The organism is Stratiformator vulcanicus (assembly GCF_007744515.1).
Classification (GTDB): Bacteria; Planctomycetota; Planctomycetia; order Planctomycetales; family Planctomycetaceae; genus Stratiformator; species Stratiformator vulcanicus.
On the sequence record NZ_CP036268.1, the window covers coordinates 4,427,580 to 4,448,111 of the forward strand.

The 20,532-nt window shown below is 57.7% G+C and carries 9 protein-coding genes; 8 read left to right on the plus strand and 1 reads right to left on the minus strand.

Annotated elements, in window-relative coordinates; all coding sequences use genetic code 11:
* Nucleotides 1–136 precede the first annotated feature (136 nt).
* The gene (locus Pan189_RS17640) at nucleotides 137–1,165 is read right to left on the minus strand and encodes a hypothetical protein (RefSeq protein ID WP_145365402.1); all 1,029 of its coding nucleotides are present in this window, start codon (nucleotides 1,163–1,165) and stop codon (nucleotides 137–139) included.
* A 406-nt stretch (nucleotides 1,166–1,571) separates the two neighbouring features.
* Here Pan189_RS17640 and Pan189_RS17645 point away from each other — a divergent pair, with 406 nt between their 5' ends.
* The 8 genes from Pan189_RS17645 (at nucleotide 1,572) to Pan189_RS17680 (ending at nucleotide 20,468) form a co-directional block, all read left to right on the plus strand.
* A complete protein-coding gene (locus Pan189_RS17645) occupies nucleotides 1,572–3,182 on the plus strand; it encodes an Nramp family divalent metal transporter (RefSeq protein WP_145365403.1) in 1,611 nt (536 codons plus the stop codon).
* Between the two features lie 382 nt (nucleotides 3,183–3,564).
* On the plus strand, nucleotides 3,565–15,864 hold the full coding sequence (locus Pan189_RS17650; protein WP_145365404.1) for a cadherin domain-containing protein: 12,300 nt from the start codon (nucleotides 3,565–3,567) through the stop codon (nucleotides 15,862–15,864).
* Nucleotides 15,864–16,415 (plus strand): hypothetical protein, encoded by a 552-nt coding sequence (locus tag Pan189_RS17655; protein WP_145365405.1) that lies wholly within the window; start codon nucleotides 15,864–15,866, stop codon nucleotides 16,413–16,415. The genes Pan189_RS17650 and Pan189_RS17655 overlap by 1 nt, the downstream gene beginning before the upstream one ends.
* A 47-nt stretch (nucleotides 16,416–16,462) precedes the next feature.
* A complete protein-coding gene (locus Pan189_RS17660) occupies nucleotides 16,463–17,521 on the plus strand; it encodes a Hint domain-containing protein (RefSeq protein WP_310820730.1) in 1,059 nt (352 codons plus the stop codon).
* Nucleotides 17,522–17,532: 11 nt separating this feature from the next.
* Nucleotides 17,533–18,153, plus strand: coding sequence for a DUF4304 domain-containing protein (locus tag Pan189_RS17665; RefSeq protein WP_145365407.1), 621 nt, complete (start codon nucleotides 17,533–17,535; stop codon nucleotides 18,151–18,153).
* Nucleotides 18,154–18,190: 37 nt separating this feature from the next.
* Nucleotides 18,191–19,261 (plus strand): polymorphic toxin-type HINT domain-containing protein, encoded by a 1,071-nt coding sequence (locus Pan189_RS17670; RefSeq protein ID WP_145365408.1) that lies wholly within the window; start codon nucleotides 18,191–18,193, stop codon nucleotides 19,259–19,261.
* Between the two features lie 8 nt (nucleotides 19,262–19,269).
* On the plus strand, nucleotides 19,270–19,902 hold the full coding sequence (locus Pan189_RS17675) for an SMI1/KNR4 family protein (protein ID WP_145365409.1): 633 nt from the start codon (nucleotides 19,270–19,272) through the stop codon (nucleotides 19,900–19,902).
* Complete coding sequence (locus tag Pan189_RS17680) at nucleotides 19,899–20,468, plus strand: hypothetical protein (RefSeq protein WP_145365410.1); 570 nt, start codon at nucleotides 19,899–19,901, stop codon at nucleotides 20,466–20,468. Before Pan189_RS17675 ends, Pan189_RS17680 begins: the two co-directional genes overlap by 4 nt.
* The last annotated feature ends 64 nt before the right edge of the window (nucleotides 20,469–20,532 follow it).

The following is a 20,532-nucleotide window of genomic DNA, read 5'->3' on the forward strand; positions in this document are numbered from 1 at the left end:
CGTTCCGTCTCCGGCAGCGCTACGTCACCGAACCGCTCCCACCGTCGCTAAAAGTGCAGTCCGAGTTCAATCAGTCAGCAAATTTCTCGGCAGTCGGTGTCTTGCAGATTTGCATCCTGAACTTCCAAGAACGCCGTTATTCATCCGCCGGTTTGACGCGAACTTTCACGTCGTAGTGGCCGGGGTACTGATACCCGTTGTTGGCGAACTGGTGGGCCATCGCAATGCCCAATTCCAGCGTGCCCGATCGTTTTGCCGTGATCTCGGCTGCGGAACCAATTTTGAAGACATCGCCGTTGCTGCCGATTCGACCGACGAGCGCACCACCCGGAATTTTGTTCTGCACGTACCACTGAAAGTTACCGCCGCCTTCGGGGGTCGACTGCGCGTTATTCCCCCAGGGTGACATCGTGATCGTTCCCGAAGCTCGGAAATAGATACGGTCACCCCGATTGATTCGGATGCCGGACGCCTTCCAACCCCGTTGCACAATGGCCGTTTGATCGACCTTCAGTGACTTTCGGACTTCCGGTTTCTCTTTCGATTCCCGTTCGGCCCGGCGGACGTCTTTCCAAGAGACCGTCAGAGGCCCGAACTTCGTCTCGATCTGAAATGATTCCGGACTGACTTCACCCAGCACCGTGAATCGATCGGTTTCCACTGTGTCCTCAGGGACCAGTTCCGTCTTGGCGGAGCCCTGCGACTCGAACGAATCCATTTCGTCAAGTTCGGCGAGAATCCGCGAAATCCGCGTCCGCCGCTCGGCATCAGGATCGTCGGTTCGGCTTTCCAGTTCCTCGCGAAGGGCCGGGCCGTAGTTGAGCAACTCCCGCTGCGCTTCGTCTCGTTCCTTCGCGTTATTGGAACCGAGTTGTTGGAACAACTTACCAATTTTTTCTTGTTCCTGCGGATGGGAATCGAGACCGGGTGTCAGGCCGACGATCCGGTCGACGGGAACGGTCAATCGGCCGAATTCGGTTTCGACGTCGATCGTCTCGACCGAAAGCGTTCCGCTCACGACGGAGCCTTCCATCAAGTGGACGCGAATCGTCGCCGGTCCGTCATCGTCCGCCCGACCCGGCACGGCTGTCGCCAAGACGGCCGCGAAAAGAACTGGCGTCAGCGACGTTCGGCCCGACCGTGTGTACCCCGACTGCAATGACATGGTGAAGCATCTCCTGAAGACCGACCGCTTTGATCGAATCGCTATGAAGTGGCAGCCGGATCGCACGAACTACCGTAGTGTTGACCTGTCGAAATGTTGACGATCGTCGTGGCCCGATTCTCACCGGTCCGATCGACAGTTGCAAATATCATTGTGACCGATTGAGACTTTTCTGCTGGAAATCCAAAGCCTCGAGAGATCGAGAGGCGTTTCCTCTAAGGCCCCAAAGGTAAGACGAAACGAGCCGTCAAAAAGTTCCCGACCCGAACGCGGCATGAACGGGAACACAGAGGGCGGTTCAGCGTCGAGATTGCTGTCAGAAAACTCAAACATAGCGCGAGGTTGATGCGATGAGGCTGTTCCGGCACGCTTGAGCCTTCGAACCATCAGTCCAGCGACTCATCCCGTGACCACACCCTTGGAAGACGAATTGCAGCAGCCGGACGAACCTGGCAACGCTTCAGCGGCGACGACCGACCCGCCTCGAAACATCCGCAATCTCGTTCGCTACGTCGGCCCCGGCCTGATTATGGCCGCTGCCATCGTCGGTTCAGGCGAACTCATCGCAACCACGAAGACCGGCGCGCAGGGCGGCATGACGCTGCTGTGGTTCATTGTCGTCGGCTGCGTCATCAAAGTCTTCGTCCAGGTTGAGTTGGGCCGATACGCCATTAGTGAAGGCCGCACCACACTCGAAGCCCTCAACACTGTCCCCGGACCACGGCTTCGTGTGAATTGGATCTTGTGGGTGTGGGTCGTGATGATGATCTGCACGATTGGTCAACTCGGAGGCATCGTTGGCGGAGTCGGGCAATCGTTGGCGATGACGTTCCCGATCACCGGCGACTACATTCACGCCGTCTCGCTTCCCGAAGAGGGTGAACTGAGGCGGTATGTCGAACTCCGCGACAAAAATCCGGACGATCCGCTTGTCGAAGCGATTCGCCGACGGATCGACCGAGCCGGGGCAGCCGGCTGGGAGGCTCTTGAAAACCTTGAGGCCGGACGACCGATCGACCCCGAAGGCGGCGATCCCTACACATGGGATGACCGCATCTGGGCGGGCGTCGCCGCGGCCATTACCTCAGTGTTCCTATTCTTCGGTCGTTACAACCTCATTCAGAATTTCTCGATCACACTCGTCGGTTTGTTCACCTTCCTCACCATTGGGAATGTGATTTCACTGCAATTTACCCAAGAGTTCTCGCTGACTTCGGACGAGGTATTGCGCGGACTTCAATTTCGGCTGGCCGATGAAGACGGCGGCTGGGCCGCGTGGGTGTTCGCGATTTCCGCGTTCGGGCTGATCGGCGTCGGTGCGACCGAACTCATCTCTTATCCGTATTGGTGTCTTGAACGGGGGTACGCCCGCTACTGCGGCCCGCGCGACGATACATCGGACTGGGAGAAGCGAGCGAGGGGCTGGATGCGGGTGATGCGGTTCGACGCCTTCGGGTCAATGGTGTGTTACACCATCGCGACGGTCTGTTTCTTCTTAATGGGCGTGGCGGTACTGCATCGCCGGGGCCTCGATCCGTCCGGCATGAGGATGGTGAGCACGCTCGGCGAAGCCTACGTCCCGGTCTTCGGCAGTTATGCGAAGTGGTTGTTCCTGACGGGGGCAATCTCGGTTCTCTACTCGACCTTCCTCGTCGCCAACGCCAGCAACGCGCGCATGTTCGCCGACGGCGCGATCCAGTTGCGACTGATTCCGAAGTCGGACGTAACGTCGGGTTCGAACAAAACGGTGATCGGCCTATCGGCCCTCCTTCCCCTGCTCTGCTTCGCTCTCTATTTAGTCGGCCTCGATCCCGTGTTGCTGATTGCGATCGGCGGGTTAACGCAGACGATCATGCTCGGCGCACTCGCGGCGGCGGCCCTCTATTTTCGCTTCGTCGCCATCGATCGAAGACTCCGCCCGACAAGGGCGTGGGACTTATTCCTGATTCTGAGTGCGGGCTCACTCGTCGCGTTCAGCATTTGCGCATTCGGAATCGCAGCCGCTCAGTTCATTTGACGGCACCTTAGATCCGGGCCGCGGGCAGCCGTTGAAAAAGTATGGGAAGGTCCTCGAGCCTTCTGCTTGCGAGTCCGCCAGAGATTCCCCTGCTTCCGCGATGACGGCGTATTTCGCTGAAAACGGCGTCTTGCTCGCTACGATTTTCCAAAGCCAGGCGGGCGCCGGCGACTTCGAGTCAGGAACGCCGAATTCTCTCGTAATTTTGTTTACCTATTAACGCATTGACAGTTTAGTGCTTGCTGATATTTTGTGAGCGAATTACTTTATGCATCAAACGATCACATATGCTTCGGATTGAACATTGCCTCTTGAGTGTTCGTCGCCTGCAACATTTTCGGAACGACTTCCACCCGAATAATCCGCTGCGTAGGGCCCCGCTATGCTGCTTGAGAACTGGCTGTCTTCGTACCGCCCGCGTCGTCCATCCCGCGTGCGTCGCCGGAAATCTCGACGAGATTTTACGTTAGAGCCACTGGAGCAGCGGGTCATGCTCAGCGGCAGCCCCGGCGGGGTGCTCAACGGCACCGAACCGGTCCTGCTCGATGCCAATTTCTCCACGCAAATTCCCTCGGCGACGACGCCGATCGGAACCGTCGATTACGTACATCCATCGCTAGAATACGGCGGCGTCTCGCTCGGGACCGGAGCCCAGGTTCCGTGGAATGCGGACGAGTTTGAGGTCCAATTCAGCAGCCTCAACGCAAGCGGAGCCAGCGCCACCAATTCGGCCGACACCGCCGCAAAGAGTGACCGCACCACCCTCGGTTTCGCTCTCGAAAATGACCAATACGTCGCTTTTACCGTCGTAGCGACCAACGGAACGCTCGACTTGCGGGATATGACGTTCGAATTCACGTTGCAGCGGCAGAGCTGGCACGCGCCGCGGCAATTCGCTGTTGCGACATTTACGCCGGACGGGCAGTTTCTCGGCGATCCATTCCTGGTGACCGAAGCGGTCAAAGGCGGCCAAACCGAGGACATTGTGCTGCACGCTAACGTGCCGATGCACCAAGCGTGGTCGAATGTGAGCGGTCCGATCGAAGTGCGGCTGTACGCCTACGACAGTGCCTACCGCCATCGCCTGTCTGTGAAAGATTTCCGAGTTCTGGGTGATAGCACTCCGGTAATTGTTACCGACTCCCTGCCCCAACTCACTCTCGGCAAAGCGTTCGAAACACAACTGGAGTCAGCGGGCGGCTCCGGGCAGGTTGGATGGTGGGTTTCCGGTGGCGCGGTGCCGCCTGGCATGGCGCTTTCCGAATTCGGGCAACTCATTGGAACGCCGAGCGAAGTCGGAGCATATACATTCCATGTCACGGCGATGGATTTTAACGGCGATCAAGCCACCCGGACTCTGTCGCTCGAAGTCGTCGGAGAAGTTCCCGTCGCCGACGCCCTGCTCGATGTCCACATCGAGGGAATTGTGCCCGAGATAACCGGGGGGACCTTCGGTGATGCCGTCGTCGCTGAAGGATTATCGTTCAGCGGGATTGAACTCGGCGAAGGTGCCCGGCGGCCTTGGAATGCCGACGAGTTCGAGGTGCAGTTCCGCAGCCGGGATGCTGAGGGCAACAGCGCGCTCTATGAGGCTCCGCAGGCCTCCAACGCAGACGTGACCACCCATCAATTTGCACTGCAGCAGGGGCACTACGTCGGATTTAGCCTGGGAGCCTCGGCCGGTCGAGTTGACATGCGGGGCGCGACGGTCGAGTTCACCGTCCGCCGGCAGTCGTGGCACGCTCCGAGGCAACTCGCCCTGCACACGTCAGTCGATGGCTTTGCAGACTCCGAAAGCGCGCTACTCGTAACAAAAGTCTCGCATCGCGGCGACCAGGATGTCGTGACGTACTCGGTCACGTTGCCCGGCTCCGCCGCGTACGAGAACCTTGCCGGGCCGGTCGAATTCCGGCTATACGCTTTTGAAAGCGCTTACGCCCATCGGCTGTCGATCCATCGATTCGCGATTGAGGCCGGGGCCGGTACCCCTGCGGCGGAGCCACCCAGTTTCGCCGCCCCTACTTACGCATTTAGTGTCGACGAGAATGCCACTTCCGGCACGCCGGTCGGAACGGTCTCGGCAAGCGATCCCGATGGGGGCGCATTACGGTACGAAATCGTCGAGCAGACCCCGTTCGTCATTGATGAGCAGTCGGGGCAACTGGCTTTGGCCGGTGACGCCGATTACGAAGATGTTTCGTCTTATCAGTTCTCGGTTCGTGCGGTCGAGGTTGACAATCCGACGCAGACCGCGACCGTCGAGGTCACGATCGACGTCAACGACCTGAACGAAGCCCCGACGATCGGGCATGTCAATACCTTACTGGTCGCGGAAGGCACCGCTGCCGGATTCGTGCTCGGACAGATCGAAGCGAGCGACCCCGACGGCGACAGCGTGACGTTCACGTTGGCCGGAACAACCGGTCCTGTTCCGTTCGAGATCGATTCCGACGGGACCGTCCGCCTGACCGGTCCGGTCGATTACGAGACCGTGCAGAGCTACCAGCTTCACGTCCTCGCTACGGACGAACACGGATTGGCAAGTGAGCCGACTACCGTGTCTGCAAACGTGACCGATGTGAATGAAGCACCGCTGGTTAATCCGGTGGGAGAACTGATTTTGACGGAGGACACGGCTGTCGGCACCGTCGTCGCGACGATTAACGCCTACGATCCCGAAGGGCAGCCGTTGACGTTCTCGCTGGCCGATTCTTCGGGCTATTTTGCCGTCGATGCAAACAGCGGTGAGATTACCGTTGCGGCTCCCCTCGACTTCGAGGTGTCGCCGACCGAAATACTTTCGATCAGCATCTCGGACGGAAACAGGACCACCATTGTCGATGTCGATGTCACGGTTCAGGACACCGCACCTGTCCCTCAGGCGGTAACACTTTCGATCGACGAACTGACGGACGCGGGCACCGAGGTTGGGACGCTGGTTGCAGGCGGTGACACAACGTCGCTGACTTGGTCGATACAGCCGGGACTCGACGCAGATCTGTTCCTTGTCGAGCCGGACGGTCGCGTACTGTTGAACGCGGTACTCGATCACGAGCAATCGCCCGCTCGCAGTTTCTTCGCATCAGTGACGGACGGCACCTCGACCGACACGGTACTCGTCCAAGTCACGATAAATGACGTCAACGAGGCGCCCGAGTTCGATCAGGATTCGTTCGCGTTCACGGTCGAAGAAATCACCTCGGCGGACGGTTCGGTGGTGATCGGAACTATTTCTGCGAATGACCCTGAGGGCAATAGCCTCAATTTTTCCGGTGTTGGAATTGGCAGCCTGCCCTTCACGGTCGATGGCGACGGTTCGATCCGACTGATCGCGCCGCTCGATTACGAAACGACCGCCGATTACACATTCGAGGTTGTCGCGTCAGACGGCGTGCTGACCGATACGGCGACGGTCGTCATTTCGGTCTCCGATACGCCGCCGGTGCTCCTCGGAGCGGAGGTCCTTGTTGATGAAGCGACGGCCGATGGTTCGCCGGTCGGGCAATTGCACGTGCTCGGTGATGCCACCGGCTTGAGTTGGGAAATTCTCGACGGTAACGATCACGCCCTGTTCGCCATCGATTCCACGACAGGCATCGTTTCACTTACAGGCACGCTCGATTTTGAATCAAGACAACGATTCGACCTGACAATCAGAGCGGCCTCCGGCGGTGGCTCATCAACAAACGTGCTGACCATTCTGGTCGGCGACGTAAATGAGGCACCAACTTTCATCTCGGGCGACAGCGTTCAGATCGCCGAAGATGCCGCGATCGGTACGGCGGTCTGGACGGCGGAGGCCGATGACCCCGAAGGCCTCGCGTTGCAGTACTCGATCGTTACCCAGTCTGCGCCGAACGCATTCTTGATCGATGCGGCAACCGGTGTGGTCGAGGTCGCGGCCGGTCTCGATTTTGAGGTCTTGCCGACTCATTCCTTGACCATCTCAGTCAGCGACGGCGAATTCGCCGTCGAGCAAGATGTCGAGATCGCAATCAACGACGTCAACGAACTGCCGACCTTCGCATCTGTCATGCCGCTGACCATTGAAGAGAATCTCGCTGCGGGCACGGTCGTGACCACTCTTTCGGCCGTTGACCCGGACGACGATCTTCTCACCTATTCGCTCGTGGCCGATGAGTCCTCAGCCTTGTTCGCGATCGACGCAACGTCGGGAGCCCTGACGCTCACTGCGTCACCCAACTTCGAAATCGCATCGACTCATAGTGTGACCGTTGAGGTAACAGACGGTTTCGGCAAGTCGCAGATCGTCCTGCCGATCACGATCACCGATCTCGACGAAACGGTTCCGCTGGCCGCTCCCGATCGATATCTGCTAAGGCCCGGGCGGGTATTGTCCGGGAACGTCCTCTCCAATGACCTGAATTTGCCGTCTGGTGCGGTGGCCGTTCTCGAAGCCGGTCCCGCTTCCGGTCAACTCGCATTCGGAGACGACGGCGGCTTCACCTACACACCGCCGGCGAATCCAGTGGGCACGGAGGCCTTCCGCTATCGAGTCGAGAATTCGAGCGGTGCGACGATTACCGCTGGGGATGTGACGATTGAATTCGTGGATGACTCGCGATTGACCGTCAGTCGTCGGCTGCAGTTTGAGTCAGATGGCTCGACGGATTTCAGTGCGGCGGAATTCATCGGTAGTGACACTGGTGTCGAGCCGGCGACCGCCGAGGTCATTTTCGAGTCGGCCGATGCCGCCGGAATTGTGACAACTGCGGCAGGGTCATTCGAAATCATCGGCAGTTTTCTCTTCGATGCCGTGACCGGTACCGCGCGAGTCGCGCACGACGCTGTGTTGCAGTACACGCCTTCGATCGGTGAAACAAATGGCGACCGCGTGGCATTTCGAATCGTCGATGCGATCGGCGAAGTCGCCGAAGGTGCAGCGACGTTGACGGCCGGGCCGACCGCCCCGCTCGCGATCGGCGACTCAGCCCAAAGCGACGGTTCGTCCGGCATCGTGCTCGACGTCCTTGCGAATGACCTGCGTCCCAGCGGCTCCGATCTCGCAGTCGTTTCCGTCGGTAATTCCGCTCACGGGCAAGTCAGCTACCAGCGCCGCGTGCCGATTTCAGTGGCTACTGCTTTCGCCACGCTGGCACCGTCCGGAGTCACGCTCGACGAATTCGTGCTTGACGCATTCGGCGGGTGGGGAGCGCTGGCCGACTCCGGATTCGACGTCGGCTTTGACGTTGCTTACACCCCCGATTCCGGCTTCATTGGCTTCGATTCCTTCCAATACACCGTTCGCTCTGATGACGGCTTGGAATCGACCGCCATGGTCACGATCGCGATCGGCCTGCACGCCGGCGGCCCCGGTGGAACTGGCGGGGTCTCGGCCGATATCCCCCTACCCGACGGCGCGGGCAATGGCGACGGCACTCTCGGGACCGGCGACAGCTTACTCGGCGAAGGCATTTTCGACGCGATCGATCTTGTCGGGGCGCCGAATCGAGTCTCCGCAAAAACCGGTTTTGCAGGCTCGGGCAGTCCCGGCACCTCATCGCATTTCTGCGACAGTGAATCCGTCTCAGGCACGAACGTCTGGTACGACTCCACGGGCGTGGCGTACACCGCCGTTGTGAGTCTGTATTACCAAATCTGCATCGACCAGACCTTTAATGCGGACGGCAGTTGGACCTTCGTTGAAGACTACTCGGCCAATTTCACGGTCTCGACGACTTCCGACCTCGGCGGACCGGCTGAGCTGACCTTCGGCACATTTGATTACACCTTCGACGCCTTCGGTGATCAGGACTCGACCGACTTCACATTTACGACCTCGACCCGATCGCAGTCCAGCGGCTCCTTTACGGTCGACTACGGCGATGTGCCCGGCGGACAGCCAACGGTCATCACCAACGATTGGACGGAACAAGCGACTCACAATCTGACGGTCACGTACAACGCGAACCACTTGGCAGGTACGGTCGGTGGCTCGCGATCCGAGTTCGGCACCCGGAACATGACCTACCTCATCAACGGGTCTTATGACTCCGGGGCGACCGCCGGCACCATCTCGGGCATGGGCACCGAGACTGCCAACTCGAACTACCTGACCACTTACAACCAAAACGCGTCCGGCCAGTGGTTCTTCGGAGGGGGCGGCCAACTCACCCAGACGGCCAATGAGTCTTCGAACTTCTCGGGCGGTGGCTCATTCGGCAGCACCTCTTCGAACGACTCGTCCTACTTCAATTTGACCGGTTCGATCAGCGAAAGCGGCGGCAGCCACTCGCAGTCCATGACCGTCTCCATGGCAACGCTCGCAGCGGACGGAACATGGCTACTCTCCGGCGGAATGGGCACGGCGTCAGGCGGATCAAACAGCGATCGCTCAACAACGGAAACCGGCGGATACGGTCGCACGCTCGACGGCGGGTTGCTGACCGGAACGATCAACGGCGGCAGCTATGAAAACACGTCATCCAATTGGAATACATCCGCGACCGTTTCGGCCGGGGAATGGGTCACCACCGGAACAGCCGATGAATCGTCCAACAGCGGATGGAGCCGCAGTTACGAGGGAAGCGGCGATTATAACGTCACCCGCGACGATGGCGCCATGGAAGTCACCGTCAACGGCACCTTTGATGAATCGGGTTCGGACGGCTGGACAAGCAACTATCGGTCCGACCAACAATTATTGGCTTCGGGCGATTGGATGACCGTCTCAGCCACTGCCGATTCGACCGACCACCACAATGCCGATTCGTCTTATGACGAAGCAGGAACTTATACGCGATCAATCGGTAACGTCACGGCGGATGACGACGGCAACGTCACAAATTCACTCTCTGTCAACGTCGAGGGAACCTTTGAAGCCGACGGCAGCGACGGCGATTTCTCGCAATCATCCGTGAATTCTGAACTCATCGGCGAGACTTGGGTCGCCACCGGCGGAACGGCGAGCGATGGCTCTCACCAAACCCGCAATCGAAATTTTGAATCAAATAGCGACACGACTTACGACAAATATATTGGGTTCCTCGACACGACCATTACAGGCGACTTTGAAGAGAACGGCGACGCCTCCAGTTCGTTCGGCATCACCGGCGAGTATGACCTCATCGCGGAAACATGGGTTCTGACCGGAGGCGGCGGAACGTCCACCGGCGACACCTATCACTACCAGGACTTCTCCACCGAAGACCCGGTGACTTACACGCGGACGCCGACCATCGGAGAAGGAGCGACGGGAAGCGGAACGATCGACGGAGAGGTCAAAGAAGAAAGCTGGTCGTTCGTCAGCGAAACCTACAACGTCAACGCGACCGTCGAGAATGGCGAATTCGTTTACACGGGATCCCGCGACGAAGAACACTCGGGCGACAACTCGCTGACTTATGACAGTACAGGCGGCTCAAGCGATGATGTCGTCAGCAATACCATCCCCAATAACCCGGACGACCCCGCAGCGGGATCGCGAACGATTTCGTTCAAATACGAAGAATCGGGCACCATCGAGTCGGACTACAACGACACCCCGGAATTTGAACTCATCGAAGGTGAGTGGGAATTGACCGGCGGCACCGGTACTAACCACTCGAAACGAGATCAACAATGGTCGTATGAACTGAAACAGGGTTCGACCGCGTCCTACTCCCGACCCATCATCATTGACAGCGTCACCCGCGGCACAATCACGGGGACCGTCGACAAGGAAGAGCAGTCGCAGCACACGATCTCGACCGTCGACGTCAACTCCGCCGCCGTTAATGGCAAATGGGTCGCGACCGACGCCACCGACACGCGAGAGCTACACGCCAAGTCAAAATCGAAACAGACCGGTACCGGCGCCATGACAGTGGGGCCGTCGGGACAAAGCTATTCAGAAACAACTGAAAACGACTCCACCAATGATTCCTGGGACAGCTTCACGCTCGTTAATGGCGAATGGACCCGTGACGAGACCGGCCGCAACGAAGTCGATGAAACTTGGACGGCCTCGCGAGATATTGATTCGACGTTTAAAGACGAGGTGAGCGTTTCCATCCCCGGTTCGTCCGGCGGGGTCGCGGACGGTACTCGCACGGTTAAGACCGAGATCACGGGCGAGACGGTGACAGGTTCGCTCAACCACACTTGGTCGACCGACGGCTGGAGCGGAACCGGCAACAAGACGTCCAATGGCACGACAGAAGTCACGATTAACGCCGATGCATCTGGCAACTTTAATCGCCAAGAAACTTTCCCCAACGGCGACACGGCGATCTGGACGTGGAACGCCACCTACAATTCAAAAGACGAAACGACCGACACCGTTACCGAAGTCAAGGAGAGCTACGCGAAAACGGCAGGCGACGAAGAGGGAACGTGGTCGCTGGTCTCCGGCGATTCCACGTCGAACAACAAGGGCGACTCCGACTGGACCCTCACGCACACCGGATTCGGCAATCTGCTCAGTGGAGACCCGTCACCGGTCGTGAGCATGGAGACGAAGGAGATTTATAAGACCGATTACAAGTCCGACCTAACCAGCAAGGTTGCAGCGGGCGACTGGGCCGATTCGGGTTCGGGGCACTATACGTCATCCAACGAAAACACTCTCGAAGCGATCGCGACATCCCAGCGGTCCATCGACTACAACGGCTCCGCATTCACGGGAGAGTTCAAGCAAACGATTAAGAGCGGCACGAAGTCCGAGGCGACCACGAATTTCGACTGGGACGACACCGAGAACGACTGGGTCGACAACGGCACCGGAACCGTCACTAACACCTCCAATAAAGACGACGGCTGGAAATTCACAGCCGAAGAAGACGGGACTTGGGAGTCTGACGGCAAAACGATCGACGGGACGGTGAACCTCACGCTTGAAGACATGATTAAGCACGAGTTCTCCCTCACGCCCGCCGGCGGCACCACACCCAACGGAGAGCCCACATTCACCGGCGAAGGCACCATCACGTCGACCTACACCGAAACCTTAAAATACGACGGCACGACCGACGAGACCCGTACGGCCCACGGAAAAACGTTCGACGGCACCTTCACTTCCGATCGCAAAGACAAATCCGAGGCGAAAACCACGGAAGAATTCAGTTGGGATCAAGCCGCCGCCTCCGGTGAGGGTGAATGGGTCACCGCTTCCGTCACCGGGTCCGCCTCCTCCGAAGGTCACAACAATTGGGACTTCGTGGGATCCACTCCGTATCAATCGACCGCCTACGGCACGCCGATCAACGGCACCGCCAACTACAAGGTAACCTCGGTCGATTCTTACAATAGTACTATTGAAGAATTCGACGTCGGCGGCGAAGACCTGACCGAAGGTTTCTGGGAATGGCTGACCGGCGAGGGGGACGAAGTCCTCAGTGGCACCGCCTCCACGACCCGCGGTGGTTCCAGCGAATATGATGCAACCGCCTCAGGCCCCTACTCCAGGATCGTCGCCGCCGGCCTCGTTTACGAACACACCGTCGACGGCGAAGCCAGCGAGAAAGTCGTCGACAACAAGTCTCACTCGAAGACGATCAACTACTCGCTCGGCGAAAGCGGCGACACCCTCGCCTGGGTCGTCTCCGGCGGAACCGCCATCTATAAGGGTAATACTGAAAACACGAAGTCTTATGAGGAATCGAGCGACTACTCGTATCAAACCACGCCGTGGGCGGATCGACATAACCACTATTTTTACCACTGGACCGGCTTGGCCGACACGATCGATTTCACCGTCGAAACTGAGAAGAATCATTCGGAGAGCACACTCTCAAATTACCAGCTAAATTCCACTCTGACCGGCGGCGTGTGGGACACGACCGGTACAGGTTCGGCGTCGGCCAATCAAACCATTTTCAGAACCACGGAAACGACGGCCGAAGCAAAACTCGATCGATTCGACGGGGACGATCCAAGCATCGATACACGCGGCGACCGCCAAAGTGTCAAAAGCACCGCAAACTTTGATTCGACCTATAACACCGCTTCCGACAAATCTGTCGAATCGCAATATGAATTCGGTGAGTCGGGCTGGGAGTTTGTCAGCCGAACCGACGAAGGATATGACAGCTACGACTCAAGCAGCACCTTCGATGAAAAGTGGACCTATAAAGACGAATCCTGGGACCAGAACGACCCCGACCACGACTATTCGTGGGAATGGGAATTGGAACTAACCGACGGCGAAAGTGAGTACGGCGAATTTTACTCCTGGGACATCACACACGATCCGGCGGAGACCGACCAATGGCTGTACGACCAACTCACCGATCCCGTCACAGGTGACTTCGATGATGCCGGCGAAGAGGCCTACCATCGAAACGGTGAATATTTCTGGGACAACAACGGCGTTGATGGACCAGCCTCCGGCACGGCCGGTGGCTACGTTTACGCGAAAGCCGATGCAAGCCAAACCGATAAGACAACCGAAATTTCTGGCGGCGAAACCGATGAAAATACTTGGGATTACACGACAGACCTCGGATTCGATTTAAATTGGTCGTTAGAGCGCGGCAGTGGCGGCACCGTTGACGGCGGCTGGGATGACGACGCGACTGACGATGTTTACATCGGCGACATGATTCTCGAGGAGCATTTCTTCAGCGACTACGGGATTGGCGGTGATGTCATCTACGTCGCCGAGTACGTCTATCATGGCGACTATAATGACTATTACTCGTCAGGCGGCTACGGCGATGGTTCCGAAGGGGCGTTTGCCGCCGACTACTCAAGCACATCGGTGTCATGGGGCAGTCAACAGATTCTCCCGACGATGTCCGGCTGGGCCTCCGGCCCCGGTTCCGCGCCCACAGACGTTCTCATCACCGAAGCGACCTCGACAAGTTCCACCAACGATTACGGTCTGGAGCGGCATCCCGATCTGGAAGGTTTCCTTACCGATCCGACCGGCGAGTTTTTAGAAAGCGATTACTCGAACCCGTTCTACGAGTGGGCCGGCGAAAGTATTCGCTCGCTCGTCGGCGATGAAGCCATAATCGATCAGAACAACAGCGACCTGTTCATCCTCGCCTCCGCGGCGCATCAGGTGAATCGGTATAACCCGGTTTACTACGTTGCCAGCGAGTTTATCATCGAGCCGCTTGTCGACGAGTTTAATACCCACTGGGAGAACACCGAGGGCGAGAGCCTCGGCAACCGCATCTATACGTCGCTCGGCGGGACGGTCGGGAACTTTATCGGCCTGGGCGGGCTGGTCGATGCGTATGAGGGTAAGGACGCCGAGGGGAATCGCCTCGGCGGCTGGGAACGGGCCGGCCGCGGCGTCATGGGAGCGGTTGACCTCGTCTCCACCGCGGTCCCCATCGGCAAAGGCGTCGGCATGATGGGCAAAACCCTCAGCCGAATGGGAAGAACCAGCGGCGTCTTCTGCCGGGTGCAAAAGGGGACGAACTCGATCGCCGGCAAGATGCGCAAGGGTTGGCAGCCGTTTAAGAATCCGTCGTGCTTTACCGAAGGGCACTGGATTGTCGTGGCGTCGCCCGCACTTGCCGACGACGAAGTGATCGTCACGCTGCCGGAGATTCCCTCGGCCGATGACGAGAAATTGGCCTCGCTGGCGATCGGGACGGTGATTGCCGCGGCGGGTCTGGTTATTCTGAACCGGCCGAAGCGGCGGCGAGACGATGAGCTAAAACCGAGCGGTTGGAAATCGATGACGCGCGGGTGGGACATCTCGGCAACGGCAAAGCCGGGGGTGACCGACGGGGAGTTCGAGTTCTGCGATGACGAACCGCTGCGGTTTATCGCCAAGCCAAGGCCCGAGCCGATCATCAAGATCGACGATGCCCCCACCACACCAGCCCGCAGCGCCAGCAAGGGACGTGACCAAGCATCGCCCGCATCGCTCTGGCGGGTGGCACTCGCACTGACCCTGTTGCTCACCGGCGGTCTCATCGCCACGGCGACGTTCTTCACATCTGGCGGAGCGACCGCCGCGGTTGCTCAGAACGCCGCGCCGACCTCTGAGATCGACACCTCATACCGCAAACGCATCGAGGAAATTCAGGCGGGCGACAAGGTCCTTGCCCGTGATGAGCACGGCGCAGCGATCGGCTGGCGCGAGGTCGAAGAGGTCTTCGAGCGGACGACCGACCACCTGCGGCACTTAAAAATTCGCAGTGATGCCGGCGAAGTGCAGGACTTCGAAACGACCGATGAGCACCCCTTCTGGTCGGAGACCCGAAAAGCCTGGGTCGACGCGGGCGACCTCGAACCGGGCGAAAAACTGACCGGCCCCAACGGCGAACAGTTCACGCTCGTTCTGACGCAACGTGCCGAGCACCCCGAAGGGGTCACCGTCTATAACTTCCGCGTCGCCGACGCCCACACCTACTACGTCGCCGCCAACAACAACCCCCGCGGCCCGCCGGTGTTGGTGCATAATGCGGAGTATGTACCGGGTGGCGGTCGACCCAATCAGATTCACCACTTTGCCACAAATAAGAACAATAAGTATACTCCCGCGATGGAAGAAATTGCGGACTCTTACGGCCTCAAACTCGATGATGCATGGAACAAGAGTTCGCTGCCACACCTTGGACGGCACCCGAACAAGTATCACGACTTCGTGTTGGAAGGTATGCGTAGAGCACAAAAGGAAGCTGGATCAAATACGGATCTATTCCTCGAGTTGTACAATCTTTATGTCAAAGAGCCAGTTCGTTTAAATCCAGACCTGCTGCGATCTATTGGATGGAAGTGATGAGCGCCCAGTTCTACCAAGTCTTATTCGATGAGGCCGGACCCGATGGTGTCGCGACAATTAATAAGGATGATCGACCAGCAAGCTATTTTCCGGAGCCGGGCGGCTTTCAATTACCTCCCCACGGTGAGATCGCCGATTGGCCGCCCCTAAATTTATATCTTAAAACCGGAGAATTCACCGATTACTTGGCGAGCACCCTTGGATGCCGCCTCTGCTCAACCAAGCTTCGGGATATATTGACTTTTAACGCAGCGTCATGTGATGTGCTACAATGGCTAGACGTAATTGTCACCGACGGCGATGAGAGTCATCCTTACTCTATTCTGCACTTTCCTTCTCCCCCTGACATCTTGGACAAAGCGACCTCGATCATTGTCAATGATTTCGTTGTGAAGCCCGTCTTGTCGGTCCAAAAATGCAAAACTCTGAATGTTTTCACCTACAGTGGCTCTGGGCAAACGAAACTATTCGTTTCGCATCCAGTTCGTCAGGAGGTCATCAGGAGTAAATGCTCTGGAATCGAATTGGAAATGGCGGCGAGCAGATGACTTGTCCCCCATCAATTCCAGAAAATTCTTGGCTAACAGGCTGCTTAATGCTCGCCGCCGGGCTGGCGGTGCAGGGTCTGGGGTTCGGCATTGATTTTAACACCGCTCCCGCGGCGGTGCCGCTGGCGGCAAGTGCCACGGCCCCTCTTTCAGATGCACGCTCGCGGTCGATTGAAGAGTTGCGACTGGGGCATCGGGTTCTCGGCACGAACCCGGAGACCGTGGCCGTCGATGAGATCGCCGAGCCGGATGAGTCGTGGCGGGCCGTGTCTCTGCAGATGCGGAAGGAAACTGGCGACGCTTTAAAGATCGAACTGCTGCGCCCTCTCGACTGGCTGACCGAAAACGGCATTACCGTTGGCGAGACGATCCATCTCGACCTGCCCGAACAGGGGGCGTGGGGGGACGCAAAAGTCTTAAACATCGGCCCCTGCCCTGCGATTGAAGCGGGCGAAGGCTCCGTCATCACGGGGCGATTCATTCACGAAAGCAGCAGCCCGCTGCTGAATGTCAGCATTGAAGGTGACGAACAGCCGACCGGTGTCACGGCAAACCACCCGTTCTGGTCGATCGATCGAAATGAATTCATCGCCGCCGACGATTTAAACGTCGGCGAACGCGTCGATACACTAAGCGGCATTCGCCGCATCACCTCGATCACCCCCCGCGGCCCACCCGAGACCGTCTACAACCTCGAAGTCCACGGCCAACACGTCTACCGCGTCGGTGACGCGGGAGTCTTGGTGCATAATAGTTGTATTCAAGCAAATAAGGCTGCTGGCGATGCAGTGCGGGATCAAATTAGAAACCGGGAAGCGCCCGCATTGATAGAGCAATATCGCCGAACAGTTTTTGGCGGGCGACGTATCGACGTGCTAACGCAAGGTGGGGTAAAGCGAGCTTATGAGTCGAAGGTTGGGCGAACTGGGCTTACCAAACGAGTTCGTCGGGAATTGGCGAAAGACTTCCGGCTTCTGGAAACCGGGCAGGTTGACGAAGTTATTTGGGAATTTGCAAGAAGCGGAATAACTGGCCAAGTTGGTCCTACAGCTCCGCTACTGGCGAAATTACAAAAGCTGGGATTCAAAGTCATTGTGAATCAGTAGTCTGCGTTGCTATGCAAACAAGTGCTCAATCTTTTATCAAAGCTGTTGAATTAAAGTTGAAGCCCATTATGAGGGAGCTCGGCTTCAGTGGTCGAGGCCGAAATTGGAATCGCGTCCGTGAGCCGTTTATCGATTGTGTTCGTTTGCAAATTCTGAGCGACAACACGGCATGTTGCGTTTCACTGGGCGAGCACCTTACTTTTCTTCCAATTATCGGAAAAAGGGAACCTATCGATCCGAAGAGAGTCTCTGCTGACGACTGCGAGATTGCATTCCGCATGACTCCGGGCGAAGAAGTCGATTTCTGGTGGCAATTTTCTGACGGTGATTCCGCACAATCTTATTTACTGTCGACAATGTCAGCTCAACTCGAAAAGTCGTTTGCAATATACTCCGATTTTCCAAGACCTTTTGAAGAGATTTCCGAATCGAATATTTGTTCTGAGAAGTCGGAGAGAATCTTAGCTTCGATGACTCATATACGAAAAGCACTACTCCTCGCGCGTGTATCTGAACATGTCGGTGACAAACATCGGGCAAAGAGTTGGGCTCGATATGGATTGGAGCAAGATGGCCGCGCGTCGGCAGTTAAGATTCAATTGCGAGAGCTTCTGAATCGTGTTTCAAAGTAGTCGAACAATTAGATTTCGACGCCTCCGTTGGAAAGCGATGACGCGCGGCTGGGACATCTCGGCGACGGCGGAACCCGGCGTGACGAACGCGGAGTTAGAGTTCTGCGATGACGAGCCGCTGCGGTTTATCGCCGAGCCAAGGCCCGAGCCGATCATCAAGATCGACGATGCCCCCACCACACCAGCCCGCAGCGCCAGCAAGGGACGTAACCCTGTGCCGCCCGCATCGCTCTGGCGGGTGGCCCTCGCGCTGACCCTGTTGCTCTCCGGCGGCCTCATCGCGGCCACAACATTCTTCACCACCGGCGGAGCGACCGCCGCGGTTGCTCAGAACGCCGCGCCGACCCCCGAGATCGACACCTCACACCGCAAGCCGATCGAGGAGATTGCAGCGGGTGACCGCGTTCTTGCCCGTGATGAGCACGGCGCAGCGATCGGCTGGCGCGAGGTCGAAGAGGTCTTCGAGCGCACCTCCGACCACCTGCGGCACTTAAAAATCCGCAGCGACGCCGGCGACGTGCAGAACTTCGAAACGACCGACGAACACCCCTTCTGGTCGGCCACTCGTGAAGCATGGATCGACGCGGGCGACTTAAAACCGGGCGAAAAACTCACCGGCCCGAACGGTGAGAGCTTCACCCTCGTCCTGACGCAACGCGAAGCGCACCCCGAAGGGGTCACCGTCTACAACTTCCGCGTCGCCGACGCCCATACCTACTACGTCGCCGCCAACAACAACCCCCGCGGCCCGCCGGTGTTGGTGCATAATGCGGAGTACAAGCCGGGTGATGTCCAACGCAATGCGCTTGATGCGGATAAATACCCTGAAGCTGCTAAGCATCTCAAGGACGCCAACGGCGTCGGCAAACCACTAACTGTTGATAGACTGGGTGCGGATCGGCGTCGCCGCGAGGCACTGAAAAGTGTACCCACGAAGCCTCGGTTGGATCGTGACGAAGCACCGCCAGCCGTCTTTGCCGAAGGAAGCACTAGCGTGCGTCACATTCCGCCTTCTGACAATCGCGGAGCTGGCGCCGTCATCGGAAATAAGTTGCGGGGCATTCTGGATGGTGCAAGAGTTATCATTGATCTTATTTCAGGGTCATAATTGAAATAATGAATATCACAAAGCAAGTGCGATCCCTTGAGAAATTGAAAATATTTGATTCACGAGGTTTTTTGCCTGATTTGCCTGACTCCATCACACCTCGGCTACAACGCGAGTTGAAAAGTCTTTATAATAATTTTAATGGATTTTCTGCGTTCGGGGGTGCGATGCATTGTTTTCCATCCAAAGCAAGCGAAAGAACAGACATAACTTCTTGGAACAAGAATGAGCTTTGGAAGAACCGATACCCGATCGATTTAAAACACGTGCTTTGCTTTGCACAATCGATCATTGGGGATCAGTATTGTATTGTGGGCGAAAAGGTGGGACGGTTTGACCCTGAAACAGGTGACGTAGAAGCGATCGGCACGTCCCTTAAAGAGTGGTTCGACGTAATTAATGAGGAGACAGACTTCGCAACCGGTAGACCCTTGCTTCTCGAACGGGAAGAAAACAATGGTCTAGTACCTGATCACAGTTTATTGATTCCTAAGATACCGTTTGTTTGTGGTGGCCAATTTTCAGTTGATAATGTTGTTGCAGTTGAAGCAGTCAGGGCGATGCGGATCCGTGGTGGGATTGCAAGTCAGATTCACGGCCACCCAGACGGAACTGTCTTTGAGTTCTCGTTCGATGAGTGATCCGCCCGTTCTACGAGTGGGCCGGCGAAAGTATTCGCTCGCTCGTCGGCGATGAAGCCTTAATCGATCAGAACAACAGCGACCTGTTCATCCTCGCCTCCGCGGCGCATCAGGTGAATCGGTATAACCCGGTTTACTACGTCGCCAGCGAGTTTATCGTCGAGCCACTTGTCGACGAGTTTAATACCCACTGGGAGAACACCGAGGGCCAGAGCCTCGGCAACCGCATCTATACGTCGCTCGGCGGGACGGTCGGGAACTTTATCGGCCTGGGTGGGCTGGTCGATGCCTATGAAGGCAAGGACGCCGAGGGGAATCGACTCGGCGGCTGGGAACGAGCCGGCCGCGGCGTCATGGGAGCCGTTGACCTCGTTTCCACAGCGGTCCCCATCGGCAAAGGCGTCGGCATGATGGGCAAAACCCTCAGCCGAATGGGAAGAACCAGCGGGGTGTTCTGCCGGGTCGGCAAAGTTGGAGTTCGAGCGGACACTCTGATTGCTGTGTTGCCCATTATTGAGCGATGTCGGCGACCCCAAGGCAGGCCGGAGGTTGCGGATCTCACCTGAGTAAGCCGTGGCGAGGATGTCTAAAGAGAGTGGTCGGACGCCGGAGACCTTCGAAAATTACAAT